At 64.1% G+C, this 19,006-nt stretch carries 16 protein-coding genes and 1 pseudogene; 8 read left to right on the top strand and 9 right to left on the bottom strand.

The window, feature by feature from the left end; genetic code table 11:
* Positions 1-108 precede the first annotated feature (108 nt).
* A complete protein-coding gene (locus LOC59_RS01240; protein ID WP_229970282.1) occupies positions 109-702 on the bottom strand; it encodes a helix-turn-helix transcriptional regulator in 594 nt (197 codons plus the stop codon).
* Between the two features lie 294 nt (positions 703-996).
* Here LOC59_RS01240 and aceE point away from each other — a divergent pair, with 294 nt between their 5' ends.
* Positions 997-3,738: a pyruvate dehydrogenase (acetyl-transferring), homodimeric type gene (aceE, locus tag LOC59_RS01235; protein ID WP_227893952.1), complete on the top strand. Its 2,742-nt coding sequence runs from the start codon at positions 997-999 to the stop codon at positions 3,736-3,738.
* Positions 3,739-3,826: 88 nt separating this feature from the next.
* Here the strand turns inward: aceE and LOC59_RS01230 are convergent, their stop codons facing one another.
* Entirely contained in the window at positions 3,827-4,591 is a 765-nt protein-coding gene (locus LOC59_RS01230) for an IclR family transcriptional regulator (RefSeq protein WP_229970280.1), read from the bottom strand.
* A gap of 214 nt (positions 4,592-4,805) precedes the next feature.
* On the opposite strand from LOC59_RS01230, the gene LOC59_RS01225 reads away from it, so the two are divergent.
* The 5 genes from LOC59_RS01225 (at position 4,806) to allB (ending at position 10,511) form a co-directional block, all read left to right on the top strand.
* A complete protein-coding gene (locus tag LOC59_RS01225; protein ID WP_227915686.1) occupies positions 4,806-6,200 on the top strand; it encodes an NAD(P)-dependent malic enzyme in 1,395 nt (464 codons plus the stop codon).
* On the top strand, positions 6,197-7,489 hold the full coding sequence (locus tag LOC59_RS01220) for a DUF6986 family protein (protein ID WP_229970278.1): 1,293 nt from the start codon (positions 6,197-6,199) through the stop codon (positions 7,487-7,489). Before LOC59_RS01225 ends, LOC59_RS01220 begins: the two co-directional genes overlap by 4 nt.
* Entirely contained in the window at positions 7,490-8,302 is an 813-nt protein-coding gene (locus tag LOC59_RS01215) for a bifunctional allantoicase/(S)-ureidoglycine aminohydrolase (RefSeq protein WP_229970276.1), read from the top strand. It abuts the gene before it with no gap.
* A 68-nt stretch (positions 8,303-8,370) separates the two neighbouring features.
* The gene (locus LOC59_RS01210; protein ID WP_229970273.1) at positions 8,371-9,156 is read left to right on the top strand and encodes a hydroxypyruvate isomerase family protein; all 786 of its coding nucleotides are present in this window, start codon (positions 8,371-8,373) and stop codon (positions 9,154-9,156) included.
* A complete protein-coding gene (allB, locus tag LOC59_RS01205; protein WP_227915691.1) occupies positions 9,153-10,511 on the top strand; it encodes an allantoinase AllB in 1,359 nt (452 codons plus the stop codon). Before LOC59_RS01210 ends, allB begins: the two co-directional genes overlap by 4 nt.
* A gap of 35 nt (positions 10,512-10,546) precedes the next feature.
* Here the strand turns inward: allB and LOC59_RS01200 are convergent, their stop codons facing one another.
* The 3 genes from LOC59_RS01200 to LOC59_RS16720 all read right to left on the bottom strand — a co-directional run bounded on the left by LOC59_RS01200 (position 10,547) and on the right by LOC59_RS16720 (position 13,582).
* Complete coding sequence (locus tag LOC59_RS01200; RefSeq protein ID WP_229970270.1) at positions 10,547-11,896, bottom strand: HNH endonuclease signature motif containing protein; 1,350 nt, start codon at positions 11,894-11,896, stop codon at positions 10,547-10,549.
* A gap of 154 nt (positions 11,897-12,050) precedes the next feature.
* Positions 12,051-12,584 (bottom strand): metallophosphoesterase family protein, encoded by a 534-nt coding sequence (locus LOC59_RS01195; RefSeq protein ID WP_227893944.1) that lies wholly within the window; start codon positions 12,582-12,584, stop codon positions 12,051-12,053.
* A gap of 182 nt (positions 12,585-12,766) precedes the next feature.
* Positions 12,767-13,582, bottom strand: coding sequence for a helix-turn-helix domain-containing protein (locus tag LOC59_RS16720; RefSeq protein WP_229970267.1), 816 nt, complete (start codon positions 13,580-13,582; stop codon positions 12,767-12,769).
* A 105-nt stretch (positions 13,583-13,687) separates the two neighbouring features.
* Between LOC59_RS16720 and LOC59_RS01185 the strand changes: the two genes are divergently transcribed.
* On the top strand, positions 13,688-14,245 hold the full coding sequence (locus LOC59_RS01185; protein ID WP_229970264.1) for a maleylpyruvate isomerase N-terminal domain-containing protein: 558 nt from the start codon (positions 13,688-13,690) through the stop codon (positions 14,243-14,245).
* 48 nt (positions 14,246-14,293) lie between these two features.
* Here the strand turns inward: LOC59_RS01185 and LOC59_RS01180 are convergent, their stop codons facing one another.
* From LOC59_RS01180 to LOC59_RS01165, 4 genes and pseudogenes are all read right to left on the bottom strand, one after another.
* Positions 14,294-15,838 (bottom strand): acyl-CoA synthetase, encoded by a 1,545-nt coding sequence (locus LOC59_RS01180; RefSeq protein ID WP_229970262.1) that lies wholly within the window; start codon positions 15,836-15,838, stop codon positions 14,294-14,296.
* A gap of 80 nt (positions 15,839-15,918) precedes the next feature.
* On the bottom strand, positions 15,919-16,929 hold the full coding sequence (locus tag LOC59_RS01175; RefSeq protein WP_227893940.1) for an ABC transporter substrate-binding protein: 1,011 nt from the start codon (positions 16,927-16,929) through the stop codon (positions 15,919-15,921).
* Positions 16,930-17,038: 109 nt separating this feature from the next.
* Positions 17,039-17,494, bottom strand: coding sequence for a MaoC family dehydratase (locus LOC59_RS01170; RefSeq protein WP_227893939.1), 456 nt, complete (start codon positions 17,492-17,494; stop codon positions 17,039-17,041).
* A 26-nt stretch (positions 17,495-17,520) separates the two neighbouring features.
* Positions 17,521-18,389: pseudogene (locus tag LOC59_RS01165) on the bottom strand (SDR family NAD(P)-dependent oxidoreductase).
* Positions 18,390-18,480: 91 nt separating this feature from the next.
* Between LOC59_RS01165 and LOC59_RS01160 the strand changes: the two are divergent.
* Entirely contained in the window at positions 18,481-18,984 is a 504-nt protein-coding gene (locus LOC59_RS01160; RefSeq protein WP_229970259.1) for a MarR family winged helix-turn-helix transcriptional regulator, read from the top strand.
* Positions 18,985-19,006: the final 22 nt, after the last annotated feature.

Here is a 19,006-nt window from a genome sequence, read left to right as displayed (position 1 = left end):
GTTTCTGCTGTCTGGGGGAAAGGCTCAGGCGTGCGCCGGCGAGTGGGCGGCCGGCAGGCGTGCGGTCGCGTGTGAGATCTCAGCGTGTGAGATCTCAGCGCGTGATGTCTAAGCAGACCCCTGAGGATAGAGCTCATCGAGCAGGGCAAGTCCACGTTCGGCCCAGGCGACTTCGGATTCAGCCCGCGAAGTCAGTCCCTCATACGTGAACCGTTTGAAGGCCGACACCTTCCCGTGGTCTTCTTCGGGTACGGTCGCCAGGCGGCGGTTGAGCATGTCCGAGGATCCGCCGTCGATCTCCTGGATTTTCTGCCGCCACTGCAGGAGAAGGGCACCGTAGTGCTCAATGTGGGCTTCAAGCTGCCGGCGGGCAGAATCGGGTTCAGCCCATTCCAAATAGGCAGCTTTCAAGTGCATGGGGTCCCGTTCCCGGGGGTAGTCCAGCTGGCTGTTGACCCAGGTCCGGAAGGCATCACGTCCGGCATCCGTGACGTGGTACTGCCGTTTGCGCCCCTTGGAGCCCCACCGGACTTCTTCTCCCTCCAGCAGTCCGTCCCGTTCCATCCGGCGAAGTTCGGGGTAGATCTGGGAGTCCGGGGCATGCCAGACGTACCCGACCGAGGACTGGAACTGCTTGTACAGGTCGTAACCAGTCATTGGCTCGACGTTCAGCAGTGCCAGCAGCGCGTATCGAAGGCTCACTGGTGCCTTTCCGGAGAAGAATCCTTGCCCGCACCACTATAGGCATAGCTAGTGGGCCGGCTCTTGGCTGGACCGGCCGTTTAGCTGGAGGGCGTCGGGGAATTGCCGCTGTCTTGCCGGATATGCCCTAAAGGGCATCTGTGATACGTCTTACGGTGAAGCAACAATGCCGTACCCGAAGAAGCATGAAATCGCCTGTTCGTATAGATTGAACTGAGCATTCCGCATAACGGAGTGGTCGGTGAGTCACCGAATTACCTTGAGGGGACCCCGCCCTCAACCGAGAGGCTGCATATGAGCGTCAGTGAAGACAGAACGGACATCCTCAGCGGGCTGACAAGCCAGCTGCCGGATCGTGACCCGGAAGAAACCGCGGAATGGATTGAATCCCTCGACGAGCTGATCCGCTCGCAGGGTACAGAGCGTGCGCAGTTCATCATGCGCTCCCTGCTCCAGCGGGCAGGTTCCCGCTCCGTCGGCGTCCCCATGGTGACCACCACCGACTACGTCAACACCATCCCCGTTGACCAGGAACCTGAGTTCCCGGGAGACGAGGAAATCGAACGCCGCTACCGCGCCTGGCTGCGCTGGAATGCCGCGATCATGGTGCACCGCGCCCAGCGACCCGGCATCGGCGTCGGCGGCCACATCTCCACTTACGCAGGTGCTGCCACCCTGTACGAAGTGGGCATGAACCACTTCTTCCGCGGCAAGGACCACCCCGGCGGCGGCGACCAGATCTTTTTCCAGGGCCACGCCTCCCCCGGTGTGTACGCCCGCGCCTTCCTTGAAGGCCGCCTGAGCGAGGAAGACCTCGACGGCTTCCGCCAGGAGAAGTCCCGCGAGGGACACGCCCTGTCCTCGTACCCGCACCCGCGTTCCATGCCGGACTTCTGGGAATTCCCGACCGTGTCCATGGGCATTGGCCCCATGAACGCGATCTACCAGGCACAGTCCAACCGCTACCTGGAAAACCGCGGCCTGAAGGACACCTCAGACCAGCATGTCTGGGCGTTCCTTGGCGACGGCGAAATGGACGAGCCGGAATCGCGCGGCCTGCTGCAGCTTGCCGCCAATGACAAGCTCGACAACCTGACCTTCGTGGTGAACTGCAACCTGCAGCGCCTCGACGGTCCGGTGCGCGGCAACGGCAAGATCATGCAGGAGCTCGAAGCCTTCTTCCGCGGCGCCGGCTGGAACGTCATCAAGGTTGTCTGGGGCCGCGAGTGGGACTCGCTGCTCGAGAAGGACAACGACGGCGCACTCGTGGACATCATGAACTCCACGCTCGACGGCGATTACCAGACCTACAAGGCCGAGTCCGGCGGATTCGTCCGCGAGCACTTCTTCGGCAAGACCCCGCAGACCAAGGACATGGTTGCCGATCTCTCGGACCAGGACATCTGGAACCTGAAGCGCGGCGGCCACGACTACCGCAAGGTCTACGCCGCCTACAAGGCCGCCACTGAGTTCAAGGGCAAGCCGACCGTCATCCTGGCGCACACCGTCAAGGGCTACGGCCTGGGCACGCACTTCGAGGGCCGCAACGCGACCCATCAGATGAAGAAGCTGACGCTGGAGGACCTCAAGGCCTTCCGCGACCACCTTCGGATTCCGATCAGCGATGAGCAGCTTGAAGCCGACCCCTACCAGCCGCCGTACTACCACCCGGGTGCCGACGCACCGGAGATCAAGTACCTGCTGGAACGCCGCAGGGAACTCGGCGGCAACGTCCCGGAACGCCGCGAGAAGCACGCACCGGTGAAGCTGCCGGACGAGTCCGCCTACGAAGTCGCCAACCGCGGTTCGGGCAAGCAGATGGCCGCCACCACCATGGCGTTCGTCCGCCTGCTCAAGGACCTCATGCGGGACAAGGAGTTCGGCAAGCGGATTGTGCCGATCATCCCGGACGAGGCCCGCACCTTCGGCATGGACTCGTTCTTCCCGACGGCGAAGATCTACAACCCCAAGGGCCAGAACTATCTGTCCGTGGACCGGGACCTCGTCCTGGCCTACAAGGAGTCCCCGCAGGGCCAGATTGTGCACGTCGGCATCAACGAGGCCGGTTCCATCGCTGCGTTCACCGCTGCCGGTTCGGCCTACGCCACCCACGGCGAACCGCTGATCCCGGTCTACGTGTTCTACTCGATGTTCGGTTTCCAGCGCACCGCCGACTACATCTGGGCAGCTGCTGACCAGATGGCCCGCGGCTTCCTAATCTCCGCGACTGCCGGCCGCACCACCCTGACGGGCGAAGGCCTGCAGCACGCCGACGGGCACTCGCCGATCCTGGCCTCGACCAACCCCGCGGTGAAGACTTACGATCCGGCCTACGGCTACGAGATCGGGCACATCATGCGCCGCGGCCTCGAGGAGATGTACGGCGAAGGCTCCGAGGACCGGAACCTGATCTACAACATCATGGTTTACAACGAGCCGATCCTGCAGCCCAAGGCTCCGGAGAACCTCGACGTGGAAGGTGTCCTCAAGGGCATTTACCGTGTCTCGGCGTCGGACGCCCAAGGGCCGAAGGCCCAGCTGCTGGCTTCCGGCGTCGCGGTTCCGTGGGCCCTCGAAGCCCAGAAGCTGCTCGCTGACGACTGGGGAGTTTCGGCTGATGTCTGGTCGGTGACGTCCTGGAACGAGCTGCGCCGTGACGGTTTGGCTGCCGAGGAAGAAGCCTTCCTGAACCCCGGCTCCGAGCCCCGCGTGCCGTTCGTGACGCAGCAGCTTGCCGGTGCCGAAGGCCCGATCGTGGCGTCCACGGACTACATGAAGGCTGTTCCGGACCAGATCCGCCAGTTCCTGCCGAACGACTTCGCCACCCTGGGTGCGGATGACTTCGGTTTCGCGGACACCCGGGCCGCAGCACGCCGTTACTTCAAGATCGACAGCCACTCCATGGTGGTCCGCACCCTGCAGCTGCTCGCCAAGCGCGGCGAGGTGGATGCTGACGCACCGCGTATGGCGCTGGAGAAGTACGACCTGCTGAACGTCAACGCAGGGACCAGCGGCAATGCGGGCGGCGACGCCTAACCGCTGACCAGCTAAGTAAGGGCCGGAAACCGTGCGCGGTTCCGGCCCTTACTTGTTTCAGCGTGCCTGGTTTAAGCGTGCTGCAGGCTCAGGCGTGCTGCAGCGCCAGATCCCCGGAGATCTCCCGTGCAGCAGCCTGGAGCAGCGGAACAGCCCGTTCACCGAAGGCCTCATCAACACGGGAGACCGGGCCGGAGACGGAGATGGCAGTCGGTGTAGGGGCATCCGGAACCGCAGCAGCGAAGCAGCGGACTCCGAGTTCCTGTTCCTGCTCATCAATGGCGTAGCCGAGTTCACGGATGATGGCCAGGTCGGCGAGCAGGCCTTCGATGCTGGGAATGCTGGCCGGCGTGGCTGCGGGCAGGCCGGTCCGGGCCACGATGCCGCGCACCTGCTCATCGGTGAGCTGCGCCAGGATGGCCTTCCCGACGCCGGTCGCATGGCTGTGGGCGCGGCGTCCCACTTCCGTGAAGGTCCGCATGGAGTGCCGGGACGGAGCCTGGGCGATGTAGAGCACCTGGTCCGAGTCGAGTACTGCCATGTTGGCTGTTTCCCCGACTTCGTCCGCCAATTTCCGCAACACAGGTGTCGCCAGCGCTCCGAGCTGCTTTCCGGCGCCCTCGCCGAGCCTGATGAGCCGGGGGCCAAGGACATAGCGCCGGGTCGGCAGCTGCCGGGCGTAGCCCAGCTTTACCAAGGTGCGCAGCAGGCGGTGAATCGTCGGGAGCGGAAGGCCTGCCGTTGCAGCCAGCTCGCTCAGCGTCGCGGATCCTCCGGCGTCAGTGATCAATTCCAGCAGTTCGAACACGCGCTCGACGGACTGCACACCGCCTCCGGCGCTTCGCTCGGCCATCTCGTTGGATCCTTCCGGGGCGGTTCGAACTCAGAAGTGGTTTTGTTATCGTCATGCGGAAAAGCAGTTTCGGATTCCCCACCGTAACCGCGGTTGGGAGGGAAGACCAGCTATTTCTTCCCCTGGATCACAATCCGAACAAATCTCTTGTCATTCCATATGGCAAACAATATTATCCATAATACGGAAATCGTTCGGCTGGGAGGTAGAGAAAATGGCAGTTCCCGGCCCAGGCAATTCGATGACCTTCCGCGTCCACGTGCCCTCGGATTTCAGTGCCGCCAGTGACCTGGCCGCGGCGGTCGGCCACGCCGGAGCCGCCCTGACCGGACTGGACGTCGTGGAATCAAGCAACCGCGTCCTGCACATCGACCTTACCTGCAACACCATTGATGACGCCCACGCCGCACTTGTGAGCGAGCAGCTCGAAGCCCTAAGCGGCGTCACGGTCGAGAGCGTCACCGACGGCACCTTCGCGATGCACCTTGGCGGCAAGATCGCCGTCGCGCCTACCGTACCGCTGGATAACCGTGACGATCTCGCCCGTGCCTACACTCCCGGCGTCGCCCGCGTGTGCAATGCCATTGCCGCCGATCCAGCCGAGGCCCGCCGGCTGACCATCAAGGGCAACACGGTTGCCGTGGTCACGGACGGTTCCGCGGTGCTGGGGCTGGGCAACATTGGTCCGGCTGCTGCCCTGCCGGTCATGGAGGGCAAGGCGGCGCTGTTCAAGCAGTTCGGCGGGGTGGATGCCTGGCCGGTCTGCCTGGACACGCAGGACACGGAGGAGATCATCCGGACCGTCCAGGCCATCGCTCCGACCTATGGGGGCATCAACCTGGAGGACATCGCTGCGCCGCGCTGCTTCGAGATCGAACGCAGGCTGCGCGAAGACCTGGATATTCCTGTGTTCCACGATGATCAGCACGGTACCGCGGTTGTGGTGCTGGCGGCCCTGACGAATGCCCTGCGCGTAGTGGATAAGCCGCTGGATGAAGTGCGGATCGTGGTTTCCGGAGTGGGCGCGGCGGGATCGGCGATCATCCGCCTGCTCCTGGCCGACGGTGCCGCACGGATTATCGCCTTCGGCCGGGAAGGGGTCCTCCGCTCTGCTGATGAGCAGCCCGATCCCACCCGTGCCTGGCTCGCGGCCAACACGAACCATGACCAGTTTGCCGGGAGCCTGTCCGAAGCCCTTGCCGGTGCTGATGTCTTTATCGGGGTCAGTGCACCCAATATCCTCAGCGAGGCTGATATCGCCTCGATGGCTCCGGACGCCGTCGTTTTTGCGTTGGCCAACCCCGATCCGGAAGTGGATCCGGCCGCCGCTGCACGCCATGCCGCCGTCGTTGCCACCGGGCGAAGCGACTTTCCGAACCAGATCAACAATGTCCTGGTGTTCCCGGGCTTGTTCCGCGGGCTGCTCGACGCCGGCGCCTCCGAGATCACCACGCCCATGCTGGTAGCGGCTGCGCGTGCGATTGCGGAGCGTGTTTCTCCGGAGGAACTCTCTGCTGCGTACATCGTGCCCAGCGTGTTCGACCCGATGGTTGCTCCGTCCGTGGCCTCCGCTGTGGAGTCTGAGGCCCTTTCAGAAGGAAATCGATGAACCCGCCCGATACCGCGAAACTCGCCCTGAGTGCGGAGGATTACGCACGAATCGGAGAGTCGCTTCGCGCCACAGATGAACTGCTGGCCGCTGGCTATCCCGGCGATGACGGCTCCCGCCAACCGGTGCATACCGTGTATGTTCCGGCGGATAAGTTCACGCCGGCCCTGGCATCCGAATGGGGACAGCAGGCCCTGGCGGCAGCGGATGCGCAGGGCGGCCTCGAACGCCTGGCGTCCTGGCTTGATCTGGAGAACCCCGGTGTCCTTGCGGGCCTTGTGGAGGCGAAGCTGGCCTCGGAACCCATCGAAGACCTGCGCCTGGACTTCGAAGACGGCTACGGCTCACGTCCCGACGACGAGGAAGACGCCCACGCCGTGGCGGCCGGAACCAACGTGGCATGTGCTGTCGCTGCCGGGACCGCTCCTCCCTTCATCGGCATCCGCTTCAAGTGCTTCGAGGCTGCGACCCGGGACCGCGGCCTGCGGACCCTGGACCTGTTTCTCGGGTCCTTGCTGGACTCGACGGCGAACCGGACCCTGCCTGACGGCCTGGTGCTCACGCTTCCCAAGGTGAGCACGGTGGCGCAGGTGCAGGCCATGGCCTACGCCTGCGAGCGGCTTGAGGACGCGCATGGCCTTCCCTCCGGACGGCTGCGCTTTGAAGTGCAGATGGAGACGCCGCAGCTGATCCTCGGGGCCGACGGCACGGTTCCGGTTGCTGCCGTGCTGCATGCTGCCGGCGGTCGGGTCAGCGGGCTGCATTACGGCACGTATGACTACAGCGCCTCGCTCGGCATAGCCGCAGCGCATCAGTCCATGGAACACCCGGCTGCGGATTACGCGAAGGCTGTCATGCAGGTGGCGGCTGCAGGTACCGGTGTCCGGCTCTCTGATGGCTCAACCAACATCCTTCCCATCGGCGACCCGGAAAACGTTGACCGGGCCTGGGCCCTGCATGCCCGGCTGGTCGCCCGGTCGCTGGCTGCCGGTTACTACCAGGGCTGGGACCTCCACGCAGCGCAGCTGCCTACCCGGTTCCTTGCCACCTACGATTTCTACCGCAGCGGATTCGCGGCAGCTGCTTTCCGGCTGCGGAACTACGTCCACCGGCTCGAGAGCACAATCCTGGACGAACCTGCCACAGCCCGGGCGCTGGCCCGCTACATCCACCGTGGCCTGGCCTGCGGTGCCGTGACCGCAGCAGAAGTCGCCGATGCAGCCGGGGTTTCCACGGAAGACCTGGCTGCCCTTGCCCACCCGAACGCCCCCAAGAGAACCGGATCCTGAGTGAACACCTACTACGCACCCGAGGCCGGACTTCCGGCACAAACCGCACTGCTTTCGGACCGCGCCGTCGTCACAGAGGCCTACACGGTGATCCCGCGCGGCGTGCTCCGGGACATCGTCACGAGCGTCCTTCCGGACTGGGACGGTACCCGCGCCTGGACTTTGAACCGGCCGGTTGCCGGAGGTGCCACCACATTCGCGCAGTACCTGATGGAGGTCGCGCCGGGCGGAGGTTCACGCAAACCCGAACCGCAGGAAACCGTGGAGTCGTTTGTGTTCGTGCTCGACGGCGGTCCGCTCACCGTGACGATCGACGGCGAGCGGCACGAATTGACGCCCGGCGGCTTCGCCTACCTTCCGCCGAAGATAATCTGGACTGTTGCCAACGAAGGCACCGAACCGGCGCGGTTCCAGTGGATCCGGAAAGCCTACGAACCTCTGGCGGGGCACCTGCCCAAGGTCGTCGTCGGGCACGAAAGCGACCTTGAACCGGCGGGGATGCCCGGCACGGATAACAAGTGGCGCACCACGCGGATGCTTCCGGTGGACGACCTTGCCTACGACATGCACGTCAACGTCGTGACGTTCGAACCCGGCGCCTCGATCCCGTTTGCCGAAACCCACGTCATGGAACACGGCCTCTACGTCCTGGAGGGCAAGGCCGTGTACCGGCTGAACGAGGACTGGGTGGAGGTCCAGGAGGGCGATTACATGTCCCTGCGGGCGTTCTGTCCGCAGGCCTGTTACGCCGGGGGCCCGTCGAATTTCAGATATCTGCTGTACAAGGACGTAAACCGTCAGATCATGCTCTGAGCACGCCCATGAGCGATAGTCCCCTGGCTGCTGTACCTGGTACATGCTGGACCGTGAATTGTTCGATCATGCTGACGGATCTGCCTCTGCTGGAGCGTACGGCCGCAGCAGCTGCCGCCGGGTTCGAGGCGGTCGAATTCTGGTGGCCGTTCGATTCGGCTGTTCCGGACGATCTTGAGGTCGATGCGTTCCTGCGCTCGCTGAATGAGGCCGGGGTCCGGTTGACCGGATTGAACTTCTTTGCCGGGAACATGCCTGCCGGTGAGCGGGGTGTACTGTCGTCGCCGTCCCGCAGCCAGGAGTTCCGGGCCAGCCTGGAAACGGCCGTCGGGATCGCGAGGCTGACCGGATGCCGGGGCTTCAACGCGCTCTACGGGCTTCGCGAGGACGGCGTTCCGCTGGCCGAGCAGGACGAGACGGCGGTGGAGAACCTGATGATCGCTGCCGACGCCGTCGCTCACTTGGGCGGCACGGTCCTCCTGGAACCGCTTAGCGGTGCTCCGGGGTACCCGCTGCTGACGGCGTCGGACTGTTTTGCTGTCATCGACCGTGTGCGGAATGGCGGGATGCCGAACATTGCCCTGCTGGCCGATTTCTACCACCTGGCGGTGAATGGGGTGAATGTGCCGGCGCTGATTGCGTCGCATGCTGCGGAGTTTGGCCACATCCAGATCGCTGACGCCCCGGGACGAGGAGTGCCGGGAAGCGGGAACCTTCCGCTGGCCCAGTGGGTTGCCGAGTCTGTGGCCGCGGGTTACACGGGGTTGGTTAGCTTGGAATACCAGAGTCTGGCGGCTGATGCCTTTGGCTGGCTGCAACTGCCGGGTGCAGAAACTAAGGAGTGCGACGTATGACCCACGCTGATTTCGATCTGGTCGTGCGCGGCCGGAAGATTTACGCCGCTGCCGGGACTGGTGCCTGGGAGATCGGCGTCCGCGGGGGCACCGTGTCCGCCGTCGTGCCCCTGGGGACGGGGCTGAGCGGAGCGCGGGAGATTGAGCTCGCTGATGACGAGGTTCTGCTGCCCGGCTTGGTGGACACGCATGTGCATGTGAATGAACCCGGCCGGACGGAATGGGAGGGGTTCGCGTCGGCCACTCGGGCTGCTGCTGCCGGCGGCGTCACGACGATCATCGATATGCCGCTGAATTCGATTCCTCCCACCGTGTCGGTGGAAGCTCTCCACGCCAAGCAGGAAGCGGCGGCTGGCCAGGCTTTTGTGGATGTGGGGTTTTGGGGTGGTGCCGTTCCGGGCAACACTGCTGACCTGCGTCCGCTGCATGATGCCGGCGTCTTCGGATTCAAATGCTTCCTGGTTCATTCGGGGGTGGATGAGTTCCCTCACCTGGAGCCGGCGGAGATGGAGAAGGACCTTGCGGAGCTGGCGTCTTTTGACTCGCTGCTAATCGTGCACGCGGAAGACCCGGCCGTGATTGAGGCCGCACCGGAACCGTCTGGAAGGGACTATGCAGGGTTCCTGGCTTCCCGGCCGCCGTCTGCGGAGAACAATGCGATCGCACAGGTCATTGAAGCGGCGCGGCGGACACGGGGACGTGCGCACATTCTGCACCTGTCCTCTGCCGAAGCCCTGCCTATGATCGCGGAGGCCAAGCGCGACGGAGTCCGGCTGACCGTGGAGACCTGCCCGCATTACCTGACACTGCTGGCGGAGGACATCCCCGACGGAGCGACAGCGTTCAAGTGCTGCCCTCCGATTCGGGAGGACGCCAACCGGGAGCAGCTGTGGCAAGGGCTGCTTGACGGGACCATCGATCTCATCGTCTCAGACCACTCCCCCAGCACCCTGGACCTGAAGGACCTGGAAGCCGGCAATTTCGGTGTGGCCTGGGGAGGGGTCTCTTCGCTTCAACTGGGACTGTCCCTGATCTGGACGGAGGCACAGCGTAGAGACATTGAGTTGGAAAAGGTCCTGGAGTGGATGAGCCACCGACCGGCTGAACTGGCACGGCTGGGACGAAAGGGCCGGATTGAGGTGGGTGCTGACGCCGACTTCGCCGTGTTTGCTCCAGAAAGGACCTTCGTCGTCGACGCAACCAGACTGCACCACAAAAATCCCATCACTCCCTACGCCGGCAAGGAACTGTCAGGCATTGTTCAGCAGACGTTCCTGAGGGGTGTAGAGATCAGCCCCGCACCAAACCGTGACACTGAGGTACCGCCAACAGGTCGTCTGCTGCGACGTGACTGAGCGACGTCAGTTCACCGAAACGTAATCCGAGCCACCTATCCTGCCCGGGTTTCCGGCCCTTCCCCGGCCGCAGGATAGGTCGGCCGCCCATAGTCCAGTACAGGTTTGACCTGGTAGGTGCGACCAAGAGTCGATCTCCACTTCAAGACCCCGGGAACCGGCTGGTCGGCCGACCAGAATCCCAGTGTCTTGTATCTGTGGTGCTTCGGGCACAGGTTGGCCAGATTTCCGTGCTCGGTCGGACCGCCATGGGACCACGGGATCGTGTGGTCGATTTCGGTCCGCGGCGTACTGACCGAACATCCCGGAAAGCGGCATGTGCCATCCCGCGCCTGCAGCCAGCGTTTGAGTCCGGCGGGAACCCGGCGACGCCGGCCCACTGCCAGGATCTCCCCGGTAGCCGGATCCTGGACCAGCCCTGTCCAGTGGAGCGCTTGTCTTGCCAATCTCCGGGCAGCCTCTGAGCTGATCGGGCCGTAGCCGTTTAGTTCGGCAACTTTGTCGTCGCCGCCAAAGAGCGTGTCCGCGGGGATCAGCACCATGATTTCGGCGGCGATTCCGGGGACTTCATGAACCGTGTCCCCGTTGCCCGCAACCTGCGGCACGGCCGGATCGTCGGGACCTGCTCCAAGCATTAGGGAGCTGAAGATGTCTGCGCGCAGTTGGTCCACGGTTCGCGTGTCCCCTGCCTGTTGCTGCCCCCGAGCAGCCGCCGTCAGCTTCGAGAGGATTGCCTGTCCTGTCTCCGCTGCCACAAAAGCAGTGAACTGGCCCATACCGTCGGGAAGAGGGTCAAAGCCCACTCTGCGTTTCTCCAAGGCGGCACGGTGACGCTCAATCATGGTCTCCGGCCAGCGCCGTTCCCTGAGCCGCCGAGCCGCACGCATCAGGTGGGCGCAGGTCTGTCCCTCCGCCAAAGCCAGCAGCTCGGACTGGAACCCCCGCCGTTCCTCCTCCGGGACACTGTCAGCCTGGTCGATAACTGCCTGCGCGTGCCGGTAGCTGATACTGCCGTGGGAAAGGCTCGCCAGTGTCTCCGGATACCGGTCGCACAGTGCTTCCGAATCGCTGACCAAATGCATCGCCGTCATATGCGGCAACCGCAGCACGGAACCAGCCTCGGCTGCAGTCAGCGACATGGCCATCACCGGATCAGGCTTCTGCAGCATCTCCTCAACCTCACGGTTGATGAGTTCCTCCATGCGGTGCACCACCCTGGCTTGCAGCGCCTGGGCCCAGGCAGTCAGCGACGCAACCGCCTCCAGCATTTCGACGGCTTCGGCAGCATCAAGGGCGTCAACATCCGAAACGGTCAAGGACCCGCTGAAGCGTCTGGAGATTCCTTCCGCCAGAGTGAAGTCGTTGAGCAGACCTCGCCCGGACATGGCCGAAGCGGCATCTGTCCGAACTCCTTCTGAAGCACCCCTTTTTTCCATAGGCCCAAAAGTGCCAGCCCTGCTAAAGGGAACGTCCTTCCGCAGGCCCCTTTGTGGAAAACATCTGGCACGAACCGCCACGTGGCGACGTTGTGGATAATCCTCAGGGAACCGGCCCGGCCTGCACCCGCAACCCGCGCAGCGGCAACCGCCGCAGGTCAGCCTCGACCGTCCGGCCATCCACGGTAACGACCATGTACGTGCAGAACGGCTGCCTGCGCCGGTCTGTGGGTGAACCTGGATTCAGCAGCCGCAGGCCGCCCGGCGCGGCGGTATCCCACGGAATGTGGCTGTGCCCGAAGACCAGCAGGTCTGTCCCGGGATAGGCCTCAGCCATGCGCGCTTCACGCCCGCGGGCGGCGCCTGTCTCATGTACGACGGCGATTCTCACGTCCTCGACGACGGCGCGGGCGACTTCGGGGAGCCTGGCACGCAGGCCCGGCCCGTCATTGTTTCCCCAGCAGGCCAGCAGCGCGCGGGACCGGTCCTCGAGCTCGTCCAGCAGATCCTCGTTCACCCAGTCGCCGGCATGTACCACCAGGTCTGCAGCTTCAACCGCGGCCCAGACCTCGTCCGGCAGGGCTTTGGCCCGCAACGGCAGGTGGGTGTCTGCAAGCAGCAGCAGGCTCGTTGTCATGTTGGCGTTCCTCCCCAACGGCGTATCGGCCGGCGCATCGGCGGGCGGCCGATGCGCCGGCCGCTGACCTGGCCCCTGACTAAGCAGCGTACCCGGGAAGCGGTGCCTGCCGGCGCCCGGCGCCGGCGGCAACGGCAACGGCAACGGCGGCAGTCATCACGGGGCAGCGACGGGCCCGCGCGTCACCGTACCTCCCCAGGCACTCCCTTCGCCATGCGCGCAAACAGGCCAGGGGGCCATCCGGTAGCCGCTCGGAAATCCCGGGAGAAGTGGGACTGATCGGTGTACCCGAGCCGCGTGGAAAGATCTGCAAGGGACCCTCCGTTCCTGAGCTGCTCCCCTGCTTCCTGCAGCCGCCGCTGCCGGATCAGCCAGCGTGGACTCACACCGAGGAAGCCGGAACACAGCCGCTGGAGTTTTCGCTCCGGCAAATCAAGCGCTTCACAAAGATCGGCAACGGAAGCAATCAGCGGATCCTCCACCATGGAGACCACCCTGCCGGCGAGGACTGCACCGTCATCCGGGTGGCCAAGTGACGCAACCCGCCCTTCCACGACGTCCTGTGCCGCTCGATGTGCATCCGCACTTCGGGGGTCGGCCTGCATGAGATTCCGTATCTCCTCCGCAAGGCCGTGAAGGAGCGCTATCTCCGAGAGATCCGCGTGTCCGTCGGTTATCGCCGAAACATCGCGGCCCAGCAAGCGCCGTCCAACGCCGGGACGGAACATCACCCCAAACGCCCAGCCGTCGCCGCGGAGCACCTGCCGTGCCGCAACGCTGGCCGGTCCGACCAGACGTGCGTACGAATCCGTAATGCTCAGCAAACACACCGGGTGGGTGAGGACCCGCTGCTCACGAAACCCGGACTCAGGAACCGACCACACGGGAATCCAGAAAACCTGAAGCCAGTTCCGGAGGGAAGCGGAGGGGTCACGGCGGTAGATCGTAACGGAACCGTCCTCCGGGTCATTGAGGTGTCCCCTGCTGATTTCGTCCACGGCTTCACCTGCCCTCCACACTGACGGATTCGTACAAGACAGGCAGCGGGGCGCGGCCCTAGCCTCAGATAACCCAAACCTGGCGGAAATGACAAGGAGAAGAATATGACGGAAGCACTGCGAATGTGGCGTGAACGGGCAGACCCATTTACCGCCGTCGTGATGGCAGCCGCTGACTGGGACGCGCCGACACCCTGCGCCCAGTGGCGGGCACGGGACATCGTGGCACACATAGTGTCGACGGAGCGGGAGTTCCTGGAGCAGCATAATCTCCTGGGAGGCGATGCCGCAGCGGACACCGGGCCGGTCCGGCAATGGACCAAACACGAGAAAACGGTGGCCGGCCTGCTGGCAGATCCCGACGTCGCCCGCCGGAGTTTCGCGGGCTACTTCGGCCCCAGCACCATCGGGGAAACCCTTGCGGGGTTTTACGGCGGCGATCTTCTGGTGCACCGGTGGGACCTTGCCGTGTCCCAGGGACTGGATGCGCTGCTGACCGAAAAGGACCTCAATGACATCGGGGCAGCCATGGACGGGTTCGGCGACCTTGCCTACGCGCCCGGCCTCTTTGACCGGCCGGTGGACGTTCCCGACGGAGCGGACCTGGAACAACGGGTGCTGGCGCGAACGGGCAGGACGGTCCCGTTCATCGCCGTCGAATGAGCCGTTGAATGAGCCGCCCTTAACCAGCCGCCGGATCAGCCGGATCAGCTAGCCGGCATGCTCCCGCCGCAGGTCGGCCTTCCGGATCTTTCCGCTGGCCGTCCGCGGGAAATCCGGCACGATTTCAACCGTCTTGGGGATCTTGTACCTGGCCACTCGTCCGTCCAGGTGCGCCGGAACCTCAGCAGGGTCAAGGGCGTACCCGTCACGCAGGGTGATGATGGCCTTTGGCACTTCGCCCCACTTCTCGTCGGGTATCCCAATCACAGCCACACCGCTGACAGCCTCGAGTTCGCTGATGATCTGCTCCACCTCGGCCGGATAAATGTTCTCCCCGCCGGAAATGATCATGTCCTTGAGCCGGTCGGAGATGAAGAGGAAGCCGTCGCCGTCGAAATAGCCCATATCGCCGGAACGGAACCAGGACCCGTCGGTGAAGGATTCCTCCGTGGCCTCAGGCCGGTTCCAATAGGACTTGATGACGTTCGGCCCGCTGATCTGGACCTCGCCGACCTCTCCCGCAGCGGCAACCGCGCCATCAGGACGCGTGACCCGAACCGACGTGAAAAAGTGCGGGATTCCGGCGGAGCCGGCCTTCTCCCGGGAGCGCGACGGCGGCAGGGCAGTCGCTCCGGGAGCCGTTTCGGTCATGCCGTAGCCGTTGGAGAATCCGAGACCCCGTTCTTCGTAGGCGTCGATCACCCGCAGCGGAACGGCGGAACCGCCGCAGGTCAGTTTGCGCAGCGAGCTGATGTCGCGCTTGGGCCAGTCCGGATGTTCACACAGCAACTGGTAGGTGGTGGGCACACCGCTGATAAAGGTGGCGCGGTACTTTTCGATCAGCTCCAGCGTCCGGCCCGGTTCAAACCGGGTTTCCAGAATGACGGTTGCACCCTTGAGCAGGTTGGGAAGAACCCCCATGTCCAGCGAGGCAACATGGAAGAGCGGCGAGATCATGAGCGCCACGTCGTCCCCGGCGACGTCGTAATCCACCAGCACGTTGAAGCAGTTCCAGGCGAGATTGGCGTGTGTCAGCAGCGCACCCTTGGGTCGTCCAGTTGTCCCTGAGGTGTAGAGGATGATGGCGCCGTCCTCAAGCGAGACTTCAGCGTCAGCAAACGGGGCATCAGTGGAGAAGCAGTCCTCGTACGCCTGGACCGGCAGGCTGCCGGCCTCCGCGGAGGCCGCACCGCTGCCGTCATCCACGAGCAGGCGGAGTTCGACGCCGGTCTCCCGGGCGCCGCGGACCGCAAGTTCGTCCAGGGCCAGGGTATTCACCAGGATGATGCTCCCGGAGTCCTGCAGCGCGTACTGGATCTCCGGTGGGGCCAGCCTGGTATTAAGCGGAACAAACACTGCCCCAAGAGATCCGGCAGCGAAGAAGGTCTCCAAGAACGCCGGGTGGTTGTCGCCCAGGAAAGCGACCCTGGATCCGTGTTCCACGCCGTTGGCTCGGAGCACGGAAGCCAGCCGGTTGATCCGGGCGTCCAACTCGGCGTAGGAAATGCTGCTGTCCCGGAAAATCAGTGCAGTCTTGGATCCAGACTTAACCCGCTGGCGGTGGATCCATGAGCCCAGGCCCTGGTTCTGCATTGCTCGAAATCCTTCATCGGTGGGTGAGTTGCCGGAGGTAGTGCCGGGGCCAGCCGGAGGAAGCAGGCCCCGGCACGGCTCTATTCGACCGTCATGGAGCCCAGGTCAGGGGCCTTTTCGACGAACTTGTACTTGAGCATCAGTTCGCCCATGTCGGTGAGCTCTTCAGTGCGAAGTTCGGCCTCGTACTGCTCCATCTTGAGGTTCGCGGCAACTTCGGGAGGCATGGTCATGAAGTCGGGCAGGGTTGCCTTGACGTCGTCGATGTTCTCCTCCGCCTGGACCAGGAGTTCCTCCATGGCGTCCTTGAACTTGGCCACGGTTTCCGGGTTTTCAGACGCATACTTGCCGGAGGTGAAGGACACCATGGTGGGCATTCCGGGAACGGCTTCCTGGTTGGAGTAGCCGACCAGGACGTTGTCCGGGTTGGAGAGTGCCTTGCTCAGGAACGGCTCGGGAAGCCAGACGGCATCTGTGTTGCCCAGCTCGAGCTGCGCTTCCATGTCCGCGAACGGCATTTCGGAGAAGTTGATGGCGCTGGGATCGGCACCGGCCAGTGAGGCGGCTTCCATGATGGTCAGGTCGCCCTGGGTGTTGATGGCGTTGACCGTGGCGGTCTTGCCCTCCAGGTCGGCAAAGGAGGTGATGCCGGAGTCTGCCCGGGCGACCACGCCGTTGATGTCCTCCCCCTCCGCGTAGGAGTTGGAGTAACCCGTGACGATCTTCATGTCCAGGCCCTTGTCCTTGGCCACCATCACTGTCAGCGGGTTGCCTACGGCGAAGTTCATGCTGCCGGTGGAGACGGCCGGAAGCATCGCCGCGCCTCCCTGGCCCGTCTCGAGCGTGACGTCGAGTCCGTGCTTCTCGAAGACGCCTTCCTCGATGCCGTAGTGCATGGCAGCCGACGGCGCGATCGCCAGGACACCGACTACTACCTTCTCGAGTTCACCGCTTCCGGCGGACTCGGAAGCGGCAGGTGATCCGGACTCGCTGCCGGACAGGCTGCCGCCGCCGCAGCCTGCCAGTGCCAGCGTCGCAACGGCGCCGAGCGCAAATACCTTCGCGGACCGGCGGGTAATGAAGTGCCTCATAACTTTCCTCTTCCTTGAGGGGAGAAACGGATACTGCGGTGATGGTGCTTGGTACAGCTTTTCCTTCCCGGCCCGCGGAGGGAGCCGGAAGTCAGGGACGCCAGGGGAATCAGGCGTAGAAACGGGCCAGGAATTCAGCGACGACGGCGGGACGTTCCTCGCCTTCGATCTCGATGGTGTTGGACGTCTTGATCTGCACGCCGCCCTTCACCTCGGTGACCTCTGCGATCACAGAGTGCAGCCGGACCTTGGAGCCCACCTTCACCGGGTTCGTGAACCGGACCCGGTCCAGGCCGTAGTTGACCTTGGTCTTCACGCCGTCCACGTCGAACAGGGCGCTCCACAGCGGAATGATCAGGGACAGGGTCAGGAACCCGTGGGCAATCGGAGCTCCGAAGGGCCCGTCCTTGGCCTTTTCCGGATCGGTGTGGATCCACTGATGGTCATCGGTCGCGTCGGCAAAGGTGTTGATCTGGTCCTGGGTGATCTCGATGTAATCGGTGTAGCCCAGGTCCTTGCCGACCAGTGAGGGAAGTTCTTCGAGGGTGACAACGGTAGCGCTCATAGGGTTTTCCTGTTTCTTCGTCGTAGCTAGTTGGAAGCGGTCTGCGGCTGGAGCTCTTCGGGCAGCGGCGGGAACTTCTCCCCCACACTCTGCTGCTGTCCGGCGAACGGGAACGCCGACGCAAGATCCGCATAAGACCAGCCGCCGTCACGGTACTCAGTGGCCACAGCCTCAGGATGGGACCACAGCTGCAAACGGTCCCCGCCCACACCAATCGCCTGGCCAGTGATCCCGGCAGCTTCCTCCGACGCCAGGAACGCCACCAGCCCGGCAACATCCTCCGCCGTACCAAAACCCAGGTCCTTGCGGAAGAAATCAGGCATCGCCTCACCGCGCTCGTCCGCTTCCACGGACGGGACCGTCTTCGTCATCGCCGTCGCGGCCACCGGAATCACCGCATTGGCAGTCACACCGGCCTTCTTCATCTCCATCGCCCAGGTCCGCACCATGCCCACGATCCCGGCCTTCGCCGCAGCGTAGTTGGTCTGTCCGAAGTTTCCTTGTGTTCCTTGAAGTAGGCGTAGGCCTCCCGCACACAGGTGAACGTCCCGCGCAGGTGCACGTTGATCACCAGGTCAAAGTCCTCATCGGTCATCTTCAGCAGCGACTTATCGCGCAGTACCCCGGCATTGGTCACCAGGATGTCCAGGCCGCCGAAGTTCTCCACCGCAGCATCCACCAGGGCCTTCGCCGTCTCGGTGGACCCCACCGGGGCAACAACGGCCACGGCACGCCCGCCGTCGGCCGTGATCACCGCGACTGCCTCTTCAGCCACAGAAGCATCGACGTCGTTCACCACCACAGCCGCACCCTGCCGGGCCAGCTCCCGGGCGTAAGCGAGGCCCAGCCCCCGCCCGCTGCCGGTAACAATCGCGACTTTGCCGTCCAGGGACATGATGACTCCTCATTATTGTGTCCTACCTCACACCATAACAACCGAGATGATTGAGAATGTCAACAGTTGTGATTGGGCGTACTCTGGACCCATGACTCAGACCGCCCGACAGGACAACGCTGCCGCAGCTACCGCTCCCGAGACCGGGATTGAACGGCTGTATTCCTCCGAACTGGCGAATGAAACGGAGTTCCTGGCCGCCCGGGCCCGCTCTGTGGGTTCGCGGCGTGCGAACGAGGATCTGGCCGCCCTGGACCTCAAAGTGCGTTCGTATTCGGTGCTCTCCCTGGCCTGCAGCGGATTGAAACCCTCGCAGCGCGAACTGGCCGAGTTCCTCTTCCTGGACCCGAGCCAGATCGTGGCCCTGGTGGACGCACTGGAGAAGCGCGGCGCAGTGAAACGCAAGGCCGATCCGCGGGACCGCCGGTCCAACATCATCACACCGACTGCCGCAGGCAAGCGCCTCTATGCGGAGGCGGCGGCAATTGTCCAGAATGCAGGAAACAGTGCCCTCGGGGCCCTCTCCCCCGCCGAAAGGGACCAGCTCCGGTCCCTGCTTCGCCGGGTGGCCTTCGCTGACCAGCAGCCCGCTTAGCTCCTGCTCCGGCTAACGCGGG

Origin of the sequence: Arthrobacter sp. zg-Y916, from assembly GCF_020907385.1 — a bacterium.
Taxonomy (GTDB): Bacteria; Actinomycetota; Actinomycetes; order Actinomycetales; family Micrococcaceae; genus Arthrobacter_B; species Arthrobacter_B caoxuetaonis.
This window is presented reverse-complemented; position numbering and strand designations above follow the sequence as displayed.